General features: G+C 66.1%; 14 protein-coding genes. 2 read left to right on the top strand and 12 right to left on the bottom strand.

Going from position 1 to position 16378, the window contains the following annotated elements; translation table 11 throughout:
- Positions 1-92 precede the first annotated feature (92 nt).
- From L0966_RS09370 to L0966_RS09350, 5 genes are all read right to left on the bottom strand, one after another.
- Positions 93-1460, bottom strand: coding sequence for a hypothetical protein (locus L0966_RS09370; RefSeq protein ID WP_234051624.1), 1368 nt, complete (start codon positions 1458-1460; stop codon positions 93-95).
- Positions 1457-2293, bottom strand: a complete 837-nt coding sequence (locus L0966_RS09365) for a WecB/TagA/CpsF family glycosyltransferase (protein ID WP_234051623.1) — start codon at positions 2291-2293, stop codon at positions 1457-1459. Before L0966_RS09365 ends, L0966_RS09370 begins: the two co-directional genes overlap by 4 nt.
- Positions 2294-2389: 96 nt before the next feature.
- Positions 2390-3157 (bottom strand): polysaccharide biosynthesis/export family protein, encoded by a 768-nt coding sequence (locus tag L0966_RS09360; RefSeq protein WP_234051622.1) that lies wholly within the window; start codon positions 3155-3157, stop codon positions 2390-2392.
- A gap of 525 nt (positions 3158-3682) precedes the next feature.
- A complete protein-coding gene (locus L0966_RS09355; protein ID WP_234051621.1) occupies positions 3683-5803 on the bottom strand; it encodes a lipopolysaccharide biosynthesis protein in 2121 nt (706 codons plus the stop codon).
- 185 nt (positions 5804-5988) lie between these two features.
- Entirely contained in the window at positions 5989-7305 is a 1317-nt protein-coding gene (locus tag L0966_RS09350) for an oligosaccharide flippase family protein (RefSeq protein WP_234051620.1), read from the bottom strand.
- Positions 7306-7594: 289 nt separating this feature from the next.
- Between L0966_RS09350 and L0966_RS09345 the strand changes: the two genes are divergently transcribed.
- Complete coding sequence (locus L0966_RS09345) at positions 7595-7969, top strand: hypothetical protein (RefSeq protein WP_234051619.1); 375 nt, start codon at positions 7595-7597, stop codon at positions 7967-7969.
- Between the two features lie 562 nt (positions 7970-8531).
- Here L0966_RS09345 and L0966_RS09340 read toward each other — a convergent pair.
- The 6 genes from L0966_RS09340 to L0966_RS09315 all read right to left on the bottom strand — a co-directional run bounded on the left by L0966_RS09340 (position 8532) and on the right by L0966_RS09315 (position 13945).
- Positions 8532-8777, bottom strand: a complete 246-nt coding sequence (locus tag L0966_RS09340; RefSeq protein ID WP_234051618.1) for a hypothetical protein — start codon at positions 8775-8777, stop codon at positions 8532-8534.
- 481 nt (positions 8778-9258) lie between these two features.
- Positions 9259-10044 (bottom strand): succinate dehydrogenase iron-sulfur subunit, encoded by a 786-nt coding sequence (locus L0966_RS09335; protein WP_234051617.1) that lies wholly within the window; start codon positions 10042-10044, stop codon positions 9259-9261.
- Positions 10045-10154: 110 nt separating this feature from the next.
- Positions 10155-11990 (bottom strand): succinate dehydrogenase flavoprotein subunit, encoded by a 1836-nt coding sequence (gene sdhA / locus L0966_RS09330; protein ID WP_234051616.1) that lies wholly within the window; start codon positions 11988-11990, stop codon positions 10155-10157.
- A 3-nt stretch (positions 11991-11993) separates the two neighbouring features.
- A complete protein-coding gene (sdhD, locus tag L0966_RS09325) occupies positions 11994-12392 on the bottom strand; it encodes a succinate dehydrogenase, hydrophobic membrane anchor protein (protein WP_234051615.1) in 399 nt (132 codons plus the stop codon).
- A gap of 11 nt (positions 12393-12403) precedes the next feature.
- Positions 12404-12805 carry a succinate dehydrogenase, cytochrome b556 subunit gene (gene sdhC / locus L0966_RS09320; protein WP_234051614.1) on the bottom strand — a complete coding sequence of 134 codons (402 nt, stop codon included), beginning with the start codon at positions 12803-12805 and terminating at the stop codon, positions 12404-12406.
- 450 nt (positions 12806-13255) lie between these two features.
- A complete protein-coding gene (locus L0966_RS09315; RefSeq protein WP_234051613.1) occupies positions 13256-13945 on the bottom strand; it encodes an OmpW family protein in 690 nt (229 codons plus the stop codon).
- A gap of 341 nt (positions 13946-14286) precedes the next feature.
- Between L0966_RS09315 and L0966_RS09310 the strand changes: the two genes are divergently transcribed.
- Positions 14287-15288, top strand: a complete 1002-nt coding sequence (locus L0966_RS09310) for a PHB depolymerase family esterase (RefSeq protein WP_234051612.1) — start codon at positions 14287-14289, stop codon at positions 15286-15288.
- Here L0966_RS09310 and L0966_RS09305 read toward each other — a convergent pair.
- A complete protein-coding gene (locus L0966_RS09305) occupies positions 15264-16313 on the bottom strand; it encodes a MaoC family dehydratase (RefSeq protein WP_234051611.1) in 1050 nt (349 codons plus the stop codon). The genes L0966_RS09310 and L0966_RS09305 overlap by 25 nt on opposite strands.
- Between the last annotated feature and the right edge of the window lie 65 nt (positions 16314-16378).

Here is a 16378-nt window from a genome sequence, read left to right as displayed (position 1 = left end):
GCTTTCGAGGTAAGAGTTTTTCCTTCAGTGCCCGTTCAGCCTAAGTGGATACCGTTTCTCTGGAAAGATGAGGCGGCAGGGCGGTCCCGATGTTAGGTGATCGGCTTCGTTCGCCGGACCCAGCTGCGCGTGCGCCGCATGGGGGTGAGGGTCGGGGGCGGATCGGGCAGCCGTGCCGCCGCCGACATATAGAAGGCCAGCGCCAGGGCGGCGCCCAGCTCGCCCGGTTGCAGCACCAGGGAATACACTGCGGAGGTCAGGAGCAGGTAGAGCACATAGTCGGAAAGGGCCAGCACGAAGGGGTCGCGCAGGGCCATGCCGCGTCGCGCGATGGCGACATAGGCCCACACATGCACCACCAGCACCATGATGGCGCCCACGAGCCCATATTCGAACACCACGCCGAGCCAGCCGAGATCGGACACGAAAAACTGGCTGTAGCCGAAAATGTCGGCCAGGGTGACCGAGCCGAAGCGCGTGGTCGCCCCCACGCCGAAGATCCAGCGCAAGGTGTGGTCGCCCAGGAAGCGCACCGCCAGGGCGCTGGAGTTCTGCCGCACCGAGAGCGAGCCGCCCAGGCTCTGCTCCACGCTGTCCCAGCCGGACCCGCCGAACAGGCCGAGCTTGGCCGCCACCAGAACCAGCATGGGCACCAGCATGGCGAGCCCCACGCCGATGGCGAGCCGGCGCATGCGGCCGGGCATGGACATGACGATGCCATAGGCCGAAACCAGCACCGCCACCGCGATGGCGGTGCGCTGCTTGTAGGTCAGCACCTGGATCAGCAGGCATATCGGAATGGCGAACAGGCGAAAGCGCTTGTGCTCGAGCACGAAGCTGCGGCCCAGGTAGAAGATGAAGATCATGCCGAAGAACATCGACATGTAGACGCGCCGGCCGCGGTCGGTGTCGTACTGCAGCAGCTTGCCGTTGATGGGGTCGGTCACATACCAGGAACGCGGCGCCAGCCCATAAAGCAGCACCAGCAGCACGAAGGTGGCCATGCCATAGGCAAGGCACACCGCCCGCACCCGCTCCGGCGGCAGCCCCAGCAGCGACAGCACCGCCGCGAACGCGAAATAATAGGTGAATGGCCAGGCCTTCACCGTGGTCGCCATGGCGTCGAGCAGGCCGTTGCCGAGCTGGATGATGGAGATGAGCGGCGTGAAGCCGAGCAGGTAGGCCAACAGCAGCAGGAACATGTTCCGCCCCGGCAGCCGCAGGCGGATGGCGGCATAGAGGCTGAACGGAAACATGAGGAACGGCCACGCCTTGGAGAGGAAGTATGGCGGTGGCAGCTCGTTCAGATAGTGGAAGACCTGCGCGAAGAACGGCATCACGAAGATGAGCGCCAGGGTGCCCACCATCGAGATCTTGGTGCTCCGGGACGCGCGGGTGCGAGGCAGCTGCCGCAGCGGCATGACCACCTTTCGCCGGCGCGTCGGGGCGGCAAGGCTCATGGGGTCGGTCCCCGGCCATCCGTGCCGTCTGCGGCCATGCCATAGGCGGCCGGGTTCAGGCGCGCCTTGGCGGCGGTGAGGAAGATGGGCATGGAATCCACGAACACCCGCTTCACCTGGATCTTGGGATCCTGAATCAGCCGGTGCAGCCACTCCACCCCCAGGCGGCGATAGGCGTGGGGCGCGCGGGTGGAAAGGCCGGTGAGGAAGTTGAGCGAATTGCCCACGCACAGGCCGGTGCCAACGGCCGTGCCGCGCTGCCAGACAAGGCGCGTGACATATTCCGAGCGCGGCGAGCCGGTGACGAAGAACACATAGCGCGCCGGATGGTTCAGCACAAACGCGACGCAGCGCTCCACTTCCTCCGGCTTGTTGATGAAGCCCATGGGCGGCACATGCATCGCCACGTTGGCGAGGTGGTAGCGCGCCTTCAGGCGCTCCAGCATCTCCTGCGATCCGCCGATGATGGTGATGGCGTCGTCGGGCTTGATGTGGTGCTCGAACAAAGCGGTGGTGATGTCCGAGCCGGGCGCGCGGGGAATGTCGAGGCCGAACAGCTGGCGCGCGAGGGCCCGGGGCACGGAGCCGTCCATGGTGTGCAGCCAGGCGTTCTTGTAGATCTCGATGAAGATCGGATCCTTCAGCTCGTTGAGCCGGGTGAGGTTGGAGGCGTTGGGCGTCACCACATAGGCGAAGGGGGCGCCCGGCGGCCGCGAGGCGATCAGCGCGGCGGCGCCCTCCACGTCGAGGTCCGCGAACGGCACGTTGAGGAAGGTCACAGTCTTCACGTCGGCCGGAAGGGACACCTGCGGCGGGGTGACTGGCTGCGGCATGACTTCGATCCGTCCTTCTGGCTCTGCCGGTGCGGCTGGGTCCTTCCGGCTCCGCCAGGCCGGTTGCAGGCGCCACCGGGGCGGCGCCTGCGCGCGTCAGGGCAGGACGGTGGTCGAGCCGCCACCGTATTGCGTGTAGCTGCCGAGGGTATAGCTGAACGTGCGCTGGAACGGCACCACGCGGTTGATGAACTGGTCGATCCACAGATCGATTTCGGCGATGGAGCTGCGCGGCACGAAGATGATGTCGCCGCTCATGAGCGGCACATCGTCCTCGGAGAAGCCGGTCTCGATGATCTGGCGCACGTCGATCAGCTTCAGCATGGGCAGGTTGTCAGGCCCACGGCGGATGAGCGCCACCTGGCCGGTCCGGGCCTCGGAGTTGAGGCCGCCGGCCATCATGAGGGCCTGCAGCACGCTGGTGCCGGAGCTTTCCAGCTTGATCATGCCGGGCTGGGTGACCATGCCGCCGATATAGATGCGGGGGCCTGCGGCGGCTTCCAGGGACACCACCACCTTCTGGTCCACCAGCTCCTTGCGGGAGGCGCGGCGGATCTGCTCCTCGATGCCGCCCAGGGTGGCGCCCTCCACCCGCATCTGGCCGATGGCGCGCGGCGCGATGGTGCCGTCTGGGCTCACCGTGAGCTCTTCGTCCATGTCGCGGGTGATGAAATACTTGATCTTCAGACGATCACCGGGATTGACCCGATAGGCGGGCGCGGCGTCGCTCCAGGGGCGGAAGCGGTCGGCATTCACCTCGGTGAAGCGCACTTCCTGGCCGGTGGTGAGGGGCGGCGTGTTGGTGCTCGGCGCGTTGGAGAGCGTCACGCAGCCGGTGAGGGTGGCGCCGCCGAGCAGCAGCATCAATGCGGTCGGGGCCGCGGACAGGGGCGCGCCGGGCCGTCCCCGCACCATATGGCGAGCGGATGCAATCCAACCGCACCGGGGCAAGACCATCGACGACTCCCAAAGTGACACGTTCGCAACACGCGCTCAGCCTCGCTCCGGAAGTCCGGCACAGTGAAGTATGCCGAAGGCGCGAGCTGAACCGCAATTCTTGGTTAACCGACGCTAAAGCCCCGTGGTTAAGAAAGTCCTTAACGGGCGCGTGCGGCGCAAGATATGAACGGCGCAAGTCTTTGTTTTTGCGATGTCGAGAGTGTTGCGCTGTGGCCGAACGGCCATTTTGGGCGGAGGTAACGCGAGAGGTGCCCCATTTTCGCGTCCGAACCGCGCGGTGCGGGGGCATGGCGGGACCGTTTGGCGACGAGAACGAATCAGAACGGGCGGGCGCGACCGCGGCCGAAGCCTGAGGTCGCGCCCGCCCGTCTGTTTTCTCGAGCGGAGAATCTTGCCGGGGTGCCGGAAGGCGGGGTGATTCGCCGCCCCTCAGGCGCGGCGATAGAGCCAGTTGGGCAGGTAATAGCGGCGGCCGAAGAAGATCAGGCCCAGCAGGGTGCCGCCGGCCTCCGCCACGGTATCGCTCAGGTGCACGGCGGCCGGCTTGCGGGTGATCTCTGCGTGCACGGCCAGGATGTTGCCGTCCACCAGCTGGGTCAGGCGCTGGGTCACCAGCGAGGTGCCCTGGAGGCTGGAGCAGATGACGATGCAGTCGAACGAGGACTTCAGCGCCTTCATCATCTCCTCGCCCTCCACCACCGGCAGGCGGACCGAGAGCAGGGGAGAGGTGTCGACATCCGCCGCCGCCCACAGGAGCGGCACCGGCGTGGTGGTGACCGCGAGGCCGCCGATGACCTCCGCATGGCCGGTGTGCAGCGGATAGGGCATGCGCGAGCTGAGATCCACCAGCAGGGTGCGCATGCGGCGCTGGGTGGCGAACTCTTCGGCCAGGCGCCGGCAGAACCAGGGCAGCGTTTCCTCGCGCTCGGCGGTGAGGAAGTGCATGGCCCGCAGCGGCTGGTCATCGATGCGTGTGTCGAGCAGCAGGGTGGCGCAGCTGCCGATGGCCTGATCCACGGCGGCGTTGGTGCGGTGCTCGGCGCCGTCGTCGAAGGTCGCGAGATTGGGCAGGCCGAGCAGGCGCTCTGGCTCGCTGGGCATGATGAAGGTGGTGCGCAGCACCGAGGCGATGGCGCCAGCCGCCGCGCCGAACAGGATGCCGCCCAGGAGGCCGCCCGCCAGCATGGGCAGAAGCAGCGAGCGCTTGGTGACGGCGGCCCCAGCCTCTTGCACCAGGCGCACATTGGACTGGCGCGTGCGGGCGGCGGTCTCTTCGATATTGGCAGCCACGGCGCGGCGCAGATATTCGCGATAGCCTTCGCTGAGGGTCTCGCGCTGGCGGGTCAGCTCGATGAGGCGGGTCTCGGCGCCGCGCAGGGTGTTGATGCGCTGCTGCGCGGCCACGCGCTGCTCTTCCAGCTCGGCTCGCTGGCGGCCCAGGGAATCCTTCTCCACCTTCAGGTTGAGGATGAGATTGTCCACATAGTTGATGGACGGGTTCCGCGAGGCGCGGTCCGTATAATAGGGGTTCTGGCCCCGATCGGCGACGCGCTTGCGCATCGTGTCGATCTTCTTCTGCACTTCCTTCAGCAGCGGGCTGCCGGGGGCGTATTGAGCGGCAAGGCGGTCGCGTTCCAGCAGCAGGCCGGTGAGAAGGTTGGTGCTGTCGTCGCCGGACAGGGCGTCGGTCTTCTCCGAGAAGTCGAACACCGAATCGGGCAGCGCCTTGCGCTGGGCTTCCGCTTCCTTGAGCTGGGCGCCCAGTGTGGCATCGCGCTCGTCCACCTGGCGGATGCGCTGCACCACGCTGTCCATCTGGTTGGAGGCGAGGATGGCGTCCTGATTGAAGTCGATGACGCCCACCTTGGCCTTCAGCGCCTCAATGTCGTTGTCGGCGGTGGTGAGATCACGCTTGAAGCGCTCCACCTCCAGCATCAGGATTTTCGCGGTGGGGTTCTCGAACACCTTGCGGCGGCTGGCCAGATAGTTCTGCACCAGCGCATCGGTGGTCTTGATGGCGATCTCGCGGTCTGGGTTGGTGAACTGGACTTCCATGATGTTGGAGTCCGCGACCACGGTGGCCCTGAGATTCTTGCGGAAGCGCTCAATGGCCAGGTCCATTTCGTCCTGGTCGGAATTCAGCCAGCGCGTGACCGGGGTCAGCAGGCCCGGCGGGAACAGCCGGTCCATGCCGATCTGCTCGATGGTGGTGCGGATGACATCGGCGCTTTCGATGATCTGCACTTCCGATTCCACCTGCTTCAGGCCTTCCACCGTGAGCACGGCGGGGCCGCTGTCGGTGACGTTGCTGGACGTGGACACCTCGCGGTTCACGATCACCAGCAGCAGGCTGGATGCGGTGTATTCGGTTTTCGCCAAGGCGGCGGCGACGATGCCGATGACCAGCGGCACCAGGGCCGCCACCATGACCACGCGGATGTGGAAGAAGGTGGCGATAAGAAAATCGCGCAGCGTGAAGCTCGATCCTTCCGCGGCAGCCGGTGCGAGTGCGGTCTCGTCCGCGGTGCCGGCCTGTTGCGCCATCGACATGCTTCCCCCTGCAGCCTTCGCCTCTGCCCGTTCACGCCGCTGCGGCGTCATCCATCCGGCGTCGGCTTCCCATCGTCCACGCCGGCGTGCTCGCTGCGCGAGCCGCGCCTGTCGGAACGCGCCGGCGAATCATGGCGGGAGCCGATTACTTTGCCGTTAAGTCGCCTCTCGCGCGCCGGGGCAGATCAATAGGCGCGGGGCATCAGCTTCACCACGGCGAGCGTGGTGCCGATACCGCCCTGGGCGATGAAGAGCGAGGTGGCGATGGCCGCCCCCACCATCCCGTAGGGTGGGATGAGCGTGAAGCACAGCACGATGCAGCTGGCGAGCTGGGCGCCATTCAGCCAGCGCAGCACCCGGCCATGGCCCGTCATGGCCAGCATTACGTCCTGCGTGGGCAGCAGGCAGTTGATGAGCTGGCCGATGGCCATGATCATGAGCGCCGGCGCCGCCATCTCGAAGCCGGGGCCGATGAGATGCAGCAGCCAGGTGGGGGCCAGCAGCATGATCGCGATGGCCGGCACGCCACAGGCCGCGATGGCGAGGCGCGCGCGCCGATTGAGCGCCCGCAGCTGGTCCCAGTCACCCACACGGTGGGCCGCGGCGAAGGAGGGCGCGGCGATGGTGGAGATGGCGATGATCACCACCCAGATCAGCACGGTGATTCGGCTGGCCACGCTGAACGCGCCCACGGCGGCAGCGGAGGCGTAGGCCGCCAGCACCATGGTGGGGATGGAGTTCAGCGCCGCCTGCACATTCTCGACGATGGCCAGTGGCCAAGCGGTGCGCCAAAGGGCGGGCATGCCCTCCACGGCGCGCGAGGGCGCTGCGGGCGGTATCGTGTTGCGCGCTTCGCGCGAGCGCAGCTTCGCCCGCTCGCCCACCAGCAGGCCGAAGCCCAGGGCGGCACTGGCGATATTGGCGAACGCGAAGGCATAGAGGATGCCGTGCAGGGTATGGATGCCGATGGCCAGCGCGCCGAAGGTGAGCACGGGCCAAAGGCCGTTCTGCACGAACTGGCCCGCCACTCCGCGCTGAAACCCCGTGAGCGCGTGGGCCGAGAAGATGCACAGGGTCTGCGGGAGAATGGATGCGGCCGAGATCATCAGCGGCACCGTCAGCTCATGTTCCTTGAAGACGTAGGTGGCGAGCGGCTCGGCCGCCAGAACGGTGGCGATGCTGACGGCGAGGCCCCCCGCCGTCACCCACAAGGTGCCCTGCAGCAGCGCCTTGCGGGCCTCCACCGTGCGCCCCACGGCAAGCTCGGCGGCGATGTGGCGCATCACCGCCTTCTCGAAGCCGCCCCGGGCGACGGTTGCCGCCGCGCTGACCCAGGTATTGCACAGAAAGAACAGGCCCGCTTCGAACACGCCCAGAATGCGGGCGGTGAGCATATAAAGGCCGAGCTTGCCCACCAGCTCCAGCCCGCGCACCACGAGCGCGGCACCGAAGGCCCATTGGGACACGATCAGGCGGAGGATGGGCTGGAGCTGGAGCTTCATGCGGCTCTTGGAAGGCGCGATGCGCTGAAATAGGGTTTGCGCGCGTCGGCATCGGATGACGCCGCGCGCGGGCGGGATTCACGCAAGGCGGGACGGCGATGACGATCGCGCGGCAGGCCGGTGGAATGCTGGCGGACGAGCCGGCCCGTTCCCCCCTCGGGGCATGGGCATGGCGAATGAGGCAGAGAGGTTTCGAGAAATGACGCGCACGCGGAAAGACCTCCGGGCCGTGGGCGAGCCTTTGTCCATGAAGCACGGGCGTGGCCGTTTCGCAAGGGTGTGCGGTGGTTTGGCTGCGTTGGCCATGGTGGCGGGAGCCTCGCCCGCCGCTGCGCAGCTGCAGATCCTCGACCTCAATGACCTGCCGATGCAGCGGAACCTGACCCCGATGAACCGGCTGTTGCCGACCGACCCGCACGTGGTGATCCGCGCCTATCTGGCGAAGGCGCTGCCCAGCCTGTGGTGGGGCAAGGAGAGCGAATACAGTACCGGACGCATCGCTGTGGAGATCCACATTCCCGATGGCTGGCAGGGCAATCCGACCACGGCCATGATGCGGCTGTGCCCCCAGCCCAACGACAATCTGTGGCGTGTCTACCGGGAAATCGAAATGCGCCCATTCTACCAGAAGAAATTCTGGTCCAGCTGGACATGCCGCCTCTGAGGGCGCCCGGCAATTGCGCCACGTGTGGGGCTGCCGGAGCTGCAAGCGCGGGAGTGCGGGGGGAGTGCCTCGTGTAGTCGCGAGGCCCCTTGGAGCCGGAATGCGCCCGATCGCGCGGAATTGGCGTGCGGTCCTGACGCGAAAGGCTATCCCCCGAGCTCACAGAGGCGTCGCTGTCCCTAGTACGCCTGCTGAAGCCGTCTTCGCTCTGCGCGCCGCTCGGCCTGGCGCGTGCGTGTGAGATGGGCGAGTTCTTCGATGAGCTACACGCGCGAGAGGAGGGGCCACGGGGCACAAAGCAGCATGGGGAAGACCCTCACAACGTGCCCAGATACACAGGCTTCTTCAGCCGCGCGCCGGCTCCCTCAGCTGCAGATCACACCCGCGCCTCTCATCATAGTCACCGAGCGGAACGAAGTCGGATTCATTGACGATCTTCGTCACGTCGACGCTCACGCTCCGTCGAAGCCGGCCTGCAGAATGGAGACCTTTGATTGCGCTGCACCACGTCCCGGCGCAATGCTACACTCGCTGATCGCCAGGGGGTGGCGCGATAACGCGATCAGGAAACGAACTGATCGCCGAGGCCATCCTCAGCCGGCTGAGCCTGCACCACGCGTCCCTGATAGGCGCGATCAAACCCGAACACCAAGGCGGTGACGGCGAAGGCAAAGAAGATCAGCGTGCTGGTGGTGCTGAAGGTGATGAGAAGGCCCGCAAACAGCTCAAAGCTGCGCTCCGGATGGGTCGCGATGAAGGGCACGACAAGCGCCAGCAGAGCGATGATGATGGACATACGGCGCAACATGGCACTTCTCCAATACGGGCGGCCAGTTCCCCCGGTTGCCACCTCCTCGCTTTTACCATGCGGGAGCCGCCATTGAAAGCGCGATCGCAACCTTTAAGCGGTCTTGCCAGATCGCTCACGGCGCTCGTGGCAGAGCGCGTCCGCCAAGTGGCCATCGGGCTTAGCCGGGTGGCACGGGACGCGGCTTAGGGCGCGGGCATTCGCTGCTGGGGGGAGAGTTATGGTCTGTGGGGAGCGATGCTGGCCGCCACACGCGGCGACGCGTGGTCGGCGCCTGCGCCCTGAAGCGCGTCCGACGGGTGTCCAGCAGGCTGCGGCACGGTATCCACTTGGCTGAGCCTACACGTGGACCGCGGCGAGGGCGCATCGCGCTCCGCGTCGACATCAGTGCGCGTTCCGGGGAGAGGGAGGTGGCGTTTCGCTACGAGCGGGCACGCAGAAACAAGAACGGCACGAACGAGGTTCGTGCCGTTCTGATTTTTCAGATGTGGCGCTCGACCATCATCTTCTTCACTTCAGCGATGGCCTTGGCCGGGTTGAGGCTCTTCGGACACGCCTGAGCGCAGTTCATGATGGTATGGCAGCGATACAACCGGAAGGGATCTTCCAGGTTGTCGAGGCGGGCGCCGGTGCGCTCGTCGCGGCTGTCCTTCAGCCAGCGGGTGGCCTGGAGCAGGGCCGCCGGGCCGAGATAGCGGTCACCGTTCCACCAATAGCTGGGGCAGGAGGTGGAGCAGCAGGCGCACAGAATGCACTCATAAAGGCCGTCGAGCTGCTCGCGGTCTTCCTTGGACTGGCGCCATTCCTTTTCGGGAGCGGCGGTGTCCGTCTGCAGCCAGGGCTCGATGGAGGCGTGCTGCGCATAGAAACGGGTGAGGTCGGGAACGAGATCCTTCACCACCGGCATATGCGGCAGCGGATAGACGTTCACGACGCCCTTCACCAGCACCTCGTCCATGCCCTTGGTGCAGGCGAGGGTGTTGGTGCCACCGATGTTCATGGCGCACGAGCCGCACACACCTTCGCGGCAGGAGCGGCGGAAGGTCAGGGTCGGGTCGATCTTGTTCTTGATGTAGATCAGGCCATCAAGAACCATCGGGCCGCAGTCTTCGCGGTCGACATAATAGGTGTCGATGCGCGGGTTGCGACCGTCATCCGGGTTCCAGCGATAGATGCGGAACTCGGTCAGTTTCTTGGCGCCGGCCGGCTTCGGCCACACCTTGCCCGTCGTGATCTGGGAGTTTTTCGGGAGAGTGAACTCAGCCATGGGACGTCCTGGATCGCTGGAGCGGTGGTCGTTTGAAGCCGGACCGCCCGCAGGAATTCTGGCCATGGCCGCGCGCGTCGCTCACGCCGCGCGCGGTCGAGGAAGTGGCGTCAGTACACGCGCTTGCGCGGCTCAATGTACTGGATGTCGTTGGTCAGCGTGTAGGTGTGCACCGGACGATCGTCCAGCCGCACCGCGCCCGTCTTCGAGTCGAAGTAAGCGAGGGTGTGCTTCATCCAGTTCGCGTCGTCGCGGTCCGGATAATCCTCGCGGGCATGGGCGCCACGGCTTTCCTTGCGGTTGGCCGCGCTTTCCATGGTCACCACCGCCTGGCCGATCAGGTTCTCGAACTCCAGGGTTTCCATGAGATCCGAGTTCCAGATCAGGCCGCGATCGGACACGCCGATGTCGCTCGCGTGATCGAACACTTCATGGATGAGGGTCTTGCCCTCTTCCAGAACCTCGCCGGTGCGGAACACTGCGCAGTTGTTCTGCATCACCTTCTGCATCTTGAGGCGCAGCTCGGCGGTGGGGGTGGACCCCTTCGCGTAGCGGGCGGCGTCAAGGCGCGAGAGCGCGAGCTCGGCGCTGTTTTCCGGCAGGGGGCTATGCTTCTCACCGGGCTTCACCAGCTCGGCGGCCCGCAGGCCGGCCGCGCGGCCGAACACCACAAGGTCGATGAGCGAGTTGGAGCCGAGGCGGTTGGCGCCGTGCACGGACACGCAGGCTGCTTCGCCGATGGCCATCAGGCCGGGCACCACGGTGTCGGGGTCACCCTTGCGCTTGTCCAGCACCTCGCCGAAGTAGTTCGTCGGGATGCCGCCCATGTTGTAGTGCACAGTGGGCAGGATCGGGATCGGCTCGCGGGTCACGTCGACGCCGGCGAAAATCCGGGCGCTCTCCGAGATGCCGGGCAGGCGCTCGTGGAGAATGGCCGGGTCCAGGTGGTCGAGGTGCAGGAAGGCGTGGTCCTTGTTCTTGCCGACGCCGCGGCCTTCGCGGATCTCCATGGTGATGGAGCGCGAAACCACGTCGCGGGACGCAAGGTCCTTCGCCGAAGGGGCATAGCGCTCCATGAAGCGCTCGCCTTCGGAATTGGTGAGGTAGCCACCCTCGCCGCGGGCGCCCTCGGTGATGAGGCAGCCCGAGCCATAGATGCCGGTCGGGTGGAACTGCACGAATTCCATGTCCTGCAGGGGCAGGCCGGCGCGCAGCACCATGCCGCCGCCGTCGCCGGTGCAGGTATGGGCCGAGGTGGCGGAGAAGTAGGCGCGGCCATAGCCACCCGTGGCGAGCACGGTGAGGTGCGCGCGGAAGCGGTGAATGGTGCCGTCATCGAGCTTCAGGGCCACCACGCCGCGGCACTTGCCTTCCTCATCCATGATGAGGTCGATGGCAAAGTATTCGACGAAGAACTCGGCCTTGTGCTTCAGCGCCGCGCCGTAAAGCGTGTGCAGCATGGCGTGGCCGGTGCGGTCGGCGGCGGCGCAGGTGCGCTGGGCGGTGCCCTTGCCGAAGTGCGTGGTCATGCCGCCGAACGGGCGCTGGTAGATCTTGCCGTCCTCGGTGCGGGAGAAGGGCACGCCCCAATGCTCCAGCTCGTAGACGGCGGCCGGCGCGTTACGCACCAGGTATTCGATGGCGTCCTGGTCACCCAGCCAGTCCGACCCCTTGACGGTGTCGTACATGTGCCATTCCCACCGGTCGTCTCCCATGTTGCCGAGGGAGGCGGCGACGCCACCCTGGGCGGCCACGGTGTGAGAACGGGTGGGGAAGACCTTGGTGATGCAGGCGGTGCGCAGGCCGGCTTCAGAGCAGCCCACCACGGCGCGCAGGCCCGCGCCACCGGCACCCACGACCAGCACGTCATAGGTGTGGTCTTCGATGGGATAGGCAGCGCCGAGCTTCGAAGGCGCGGCTGCCTCGTTGGTTGCTGTATCGGCCATGTGTCAGCCTCCCAGGCTGATCTTGAGCACGGCGAAGGCGCCGGCGAGAGCGATCGCGATGGTGAAGAAGGTGTTGGCGATGATGAGCGCCACCTTCAAGCCTTCGGTGTGCACGTAGTCCTCGATCACCACCTGCATGCCAAGGCGCATGTGGACGGTCACCGAGAGGAGGGTGAGCAGAATGATCACCGCCACCAAAGGCTGGCCGAGCACCGCGCGGGTTTCCGCGTAGCTGGCGCCGGCAAGCCGGATGACGATGACGATGAAGGCGATCATCAGCAGCAGGTTGGCAAGGCCAGTGACCCGCTGCAGGAAGAAATGCTCGGTGCCGGTGTGGGAGGCGCCGAGGCCGCGCACGCGACCGAGGGGGGTGCGCATGGGGGTATGGGTGGGGTTGCTCATGTGCGCTGTCCTCAGCCCTTGACCGCGAGACCGATGATCCACAGCACGATGGTGAGGGTCACCGAGCCAGCCAGCGTCGCCTTGGCGAGCAGCATGCGCTCCTGCGGCCCGAAGCCGTGGATGAAGTCCCAGATGAAGTGGCGCACGCCGCCGAGGGCGTGGTGCAGCATCGCCCAGGTGAAGCCGAACAGCACCAGAAGGCCGATGAAGGAACCCGCCAGCCAGCTGTAGGCGGCGAAGGCGGATGGGGTCGACGCCGCAGCGAGCAGCCACCACACGAACAGCACCATGCCGAAATAGAGGCCGATGCCCGTGATGCGGTGCACGATGGACATCACCATCGTGAACAGCGGGCGGTAGATTTGCAGGTGAGGCGAAAGCGGGCGCTCGACGCGCGAAGGACTATCGGCCATGGGCCTCCTCCAAAAATTGACCGATCAGGTATCTCAATCGTGACCAGTTCGCAACGATTCCAAAGCGGAAAGGTTGCGGTTTAATGCTCGGATGGTGGCGGCGGCGCAATTGGCCCTAGGTTGGATTGGGCCTTGGCCGTCGCCATGTTCGGTGTCGCGGTGGGACATGGCCGCCGGGCGGCGATGGGCCGACAGCTTGTCCTTACACCCATATGCGCACCCTTGTATCCCAAAAACGCTTCACTTTTTGTCTCGCATCGCAGCATGCGGACCGGCTCCGCGAGGGAGAGGGGCGGGACGGCCGGCGCGGGTGCGCCGGAGGGCCTCGCTCGCGCCCCTGCTACGCTTCGACGCACCCTGAGCATAGCGCCCGTGAGAGCCCGGTGGGGAAACAAAAACGGCGCCGGAGAGGCTCCGGCGCCGTTTCGTAGTCAGCAGATCCGTCTGGGATCAGAAGCGATAGGTCACACCACCGCCGATCAGCCAGGGGTTCAGGTCGGCGCGGCCGGTGACCGTGGCGCCCGAGCCGGCGACCTGGAGAACGAAGTCGGGTTCCATGAAGATCTTCTTCACGTCGACGTTCACGCCCCAATGCTTGTCGAACATCCAGTCGAAGCCGGCCTGCAGAGCGAAGCCCCAGGCGTCGTTGACGTCGATGGAGGAGAAGGCGGAGTTCTTCACGTCCTGGTTATAGAAGAACGTGTAGTTCACGCCGGCGCCGATATAGGGCTTGAACGGGCCGAAATCGGTGAAGTGATACTGCAGGGTCAGGGTGGGGGGAAGGATCCACACCTTGGCGATGTCATTGAGGCTCGACAGGGAGCCCTGGCCGGTGATCGTGGAGCGGGTGGTGCCCAGGATCAATTCGGCGGCGATGTTCTTCGTGAAGAAGTAGGTGATGTCGAGCTCGGGGATGACCGAGTCGGAGTAGCTGAGGTCGGCGAAGGGGTCGCCGGTGACCACGCCGCCGTTCTCCGGCTTCACCCACAGGGCGCGGATGCGGATCATCCAGGGGCTCAGGGCCTCTTCAACAGCCGGCGCCTTGTAGACGGGCGTCGAGAGATCCGCGGCCACGGCCTTGCCGGCCACCAGTGCGCCGAACGCCGCCGCGAGCGCAACCCCCAAACCGAACTTGTTCATCCCCCAACTCCCGCAGATGTGAATTTTTCGTGAGATAGACATCACGCCGTGGCCACAGAATAGGATTGATTCAGATCAAGTCCATCGTGCTTGTCGGAAGACCTGTGATAATCAGGCCACAGTGCGGCCCCGCGCGCGCCCCATTTCTGGCTGAATGGAGGCGCCTGGACGATTCGGGGGCGCCGTCCCGTTTCCCTTTGGTTTCAAGGATTTTACCTGGCATGGTATCGGTGGTGGTGGGCTTGTTTCGGGCGCTCTGTGGGAGCTGTGGCGGTGGTGTGCGTCGCGCAATTTCACTCGCGGGGTGGTGCGCGAAAGCCACAGTCGTTATGGGCGCCACAATGCTCGCATTGGTATCCCTTGCCGGAGCGGCGCCGAATCGTCAGCAGATTGAGGTGGGCCAGGAGACGCGCACCTATCTCGTGTCCAATCCCGCGGGGGTGGCTGGACCGGCGCCCGTGGTGATCGCGCTGCACGGCGCGATGCAGACGCCGCAGAGCTTTCGCGCCTATTTCGGGCTGGATGCGGCGGCGGCCGCGAACGGCTTCGTGGCCGTGTATCCGCAGGGCGAGGGGAAGGTGTGGAATGACAGCCGCCCGGCCGCCATGCGGTTGAAGGCGGTGCTGCGGCCGGGTGATGACGCCGCGTTCCTGGTAGCCCTGGTGGCGAAGCTGGTGGCGGATGGGGTGGCGGATCCGGCCCGCATTTACCTGACGGGCATCTCCAATGGCGGCTTCATGGTGGAGCGCATGGCCTGCGAGCATGCGGACCTGTTCGCGGCCTATTCGGTGATCATGGCCACAACCCCGGCCAATGCGCGGGAGGAGTGCCGGCCGGCGCGACCGGTGCCGATGCTTTTCATCCACGGCACGGCCGACACGGTCATCACCTATAACGGGTTCTGGACGCCCATGGGCGCGACCCTTTCCGCGCCCGACAGCGCGGCCTTCTTCGCGCGGCTCAATGGCTGCGGGGCTCCGGTCAAGCGCGCATTGCCGGATGTCGATCCGCTCGACGGCACGACGGTGACGGAGCGCACCTGGCAGGGCTGCCGCGATGGCGCCACCGTGACGCTGCTGAGCGTGGAAGGGGGCGGCCACCAGTCGCCGGCTCGGGTGGAGACGCGGCCGGATCTGGCCACGCCATTCCTGGGCCTGCGCAACCACGACATCGACGCGGGCGAGGAGGTGTGGCGCTTCATGTCGGCTTACACCCTCGCCCCGGCGCTGCCGGAACAGGGCATGGGGGCGGCCCCGCCCGCCGCCGCGCCGCGCAAGCCCAAGCGGGCCGCGGCTTCGCCGGAGAGCGGGGCGGAGCGTCAGCGCGGGATCAGCACCCAGTAGTCGAGATCGAGGATCACGCTCGGGTCGTACTCGTCGCCGGTCTTGTACGGGAAGTCGGCGGTGGGGCGATCCTTGGTGGCCACGGTGCGCACGCGCAGGGCGCCCACATCCTCGCGCCCCGGCAAGGGTTGGGCGTCGAGGATTTCGCTCCAGGCGTGCACGGTGAGGCCGGCGAACAGCGGCGCCACGTGGCGTCCGCCATTGATGGCGGCCACATGGAAGGCATTGGCCAGGCCGTTGAACGACAGGGACCGCGCCAGCGAGATGACGTGACCGCCATAGATGAGGCGGCGGCCGAAGCGGCCCTGGCCCTCGGTGAACTGGTTGAAATGCACCTTTGCCGTGTTCTGGTAGAGGCGGGTGGCCAGCATGTGCTCGGCCTCTTCCACCGTCATGCCGTCCACATGATCGATGCGCTCGCCCACCTCATAGTCGCCGAAGCGGGCCTTGCTGCCGGAAAGGTCGTCATTCCAGCCTTCGAGATCCAGCACCGGCACCGCGCTGCCGAGGGCGTCGGGCGCCAGGGCGGAGGGCAGCTTGGGCACCACGGGCTCGGGCGCGGGGGAGGCGGGATCGGCCTTGCGCACCATCACCCAGCGCACATAGTCGAGTACTTCCACACCGTCCTGGTTGAAGCCGGTGGAGCGCACATAGACCACGCCGCTCTGCTTGTTGGAGTTTTCCTTGAGGCCGATGACCTCGGAGACGGCGGTCAGGGTGTCGCCCGGATACACCGGAGCGAGGAAGCGCCCGCCCGCATAGCCCAGATTAGCCACGGCATTGAGCGAGATGTCGGGCACGGTCTTGCCGAACACCACATGGAAGGTGAGCAGATCGTCCACCGGCGCGCGGGCATAGCCGATATCCTGGGCGAAGCTGTCGGCCGACTGCACCGCGAAGCGCGTCCCGTAAAGGGCGCTGTAGAGGCTCACATCGCCCACGGTCACGGTGCGCGGCGTGGCGTGGCGGATCACCTGGCCGACTTTGAAATCCTCGAAGTAATTGCCCTTGTTGGTCTTGCTCATCATGCTCCCCCAGGGGTGGTGGCGCATGTTGGCAGACGGGGCGGGAGGCTGGCAACCGCGCCGAA

It is taken from the genome of Xanthobacter sp. NM-59, assembly GCF_021401125.1.
GTDB lineage: Bacteria > Pseudomonadota > Alphaproteobacteria > Rhizobiales > Xanthobacteraceae > Xanthobacter.
This window is presented reverse-complemented; position numbering and strand designations above follow the sequence as displayed.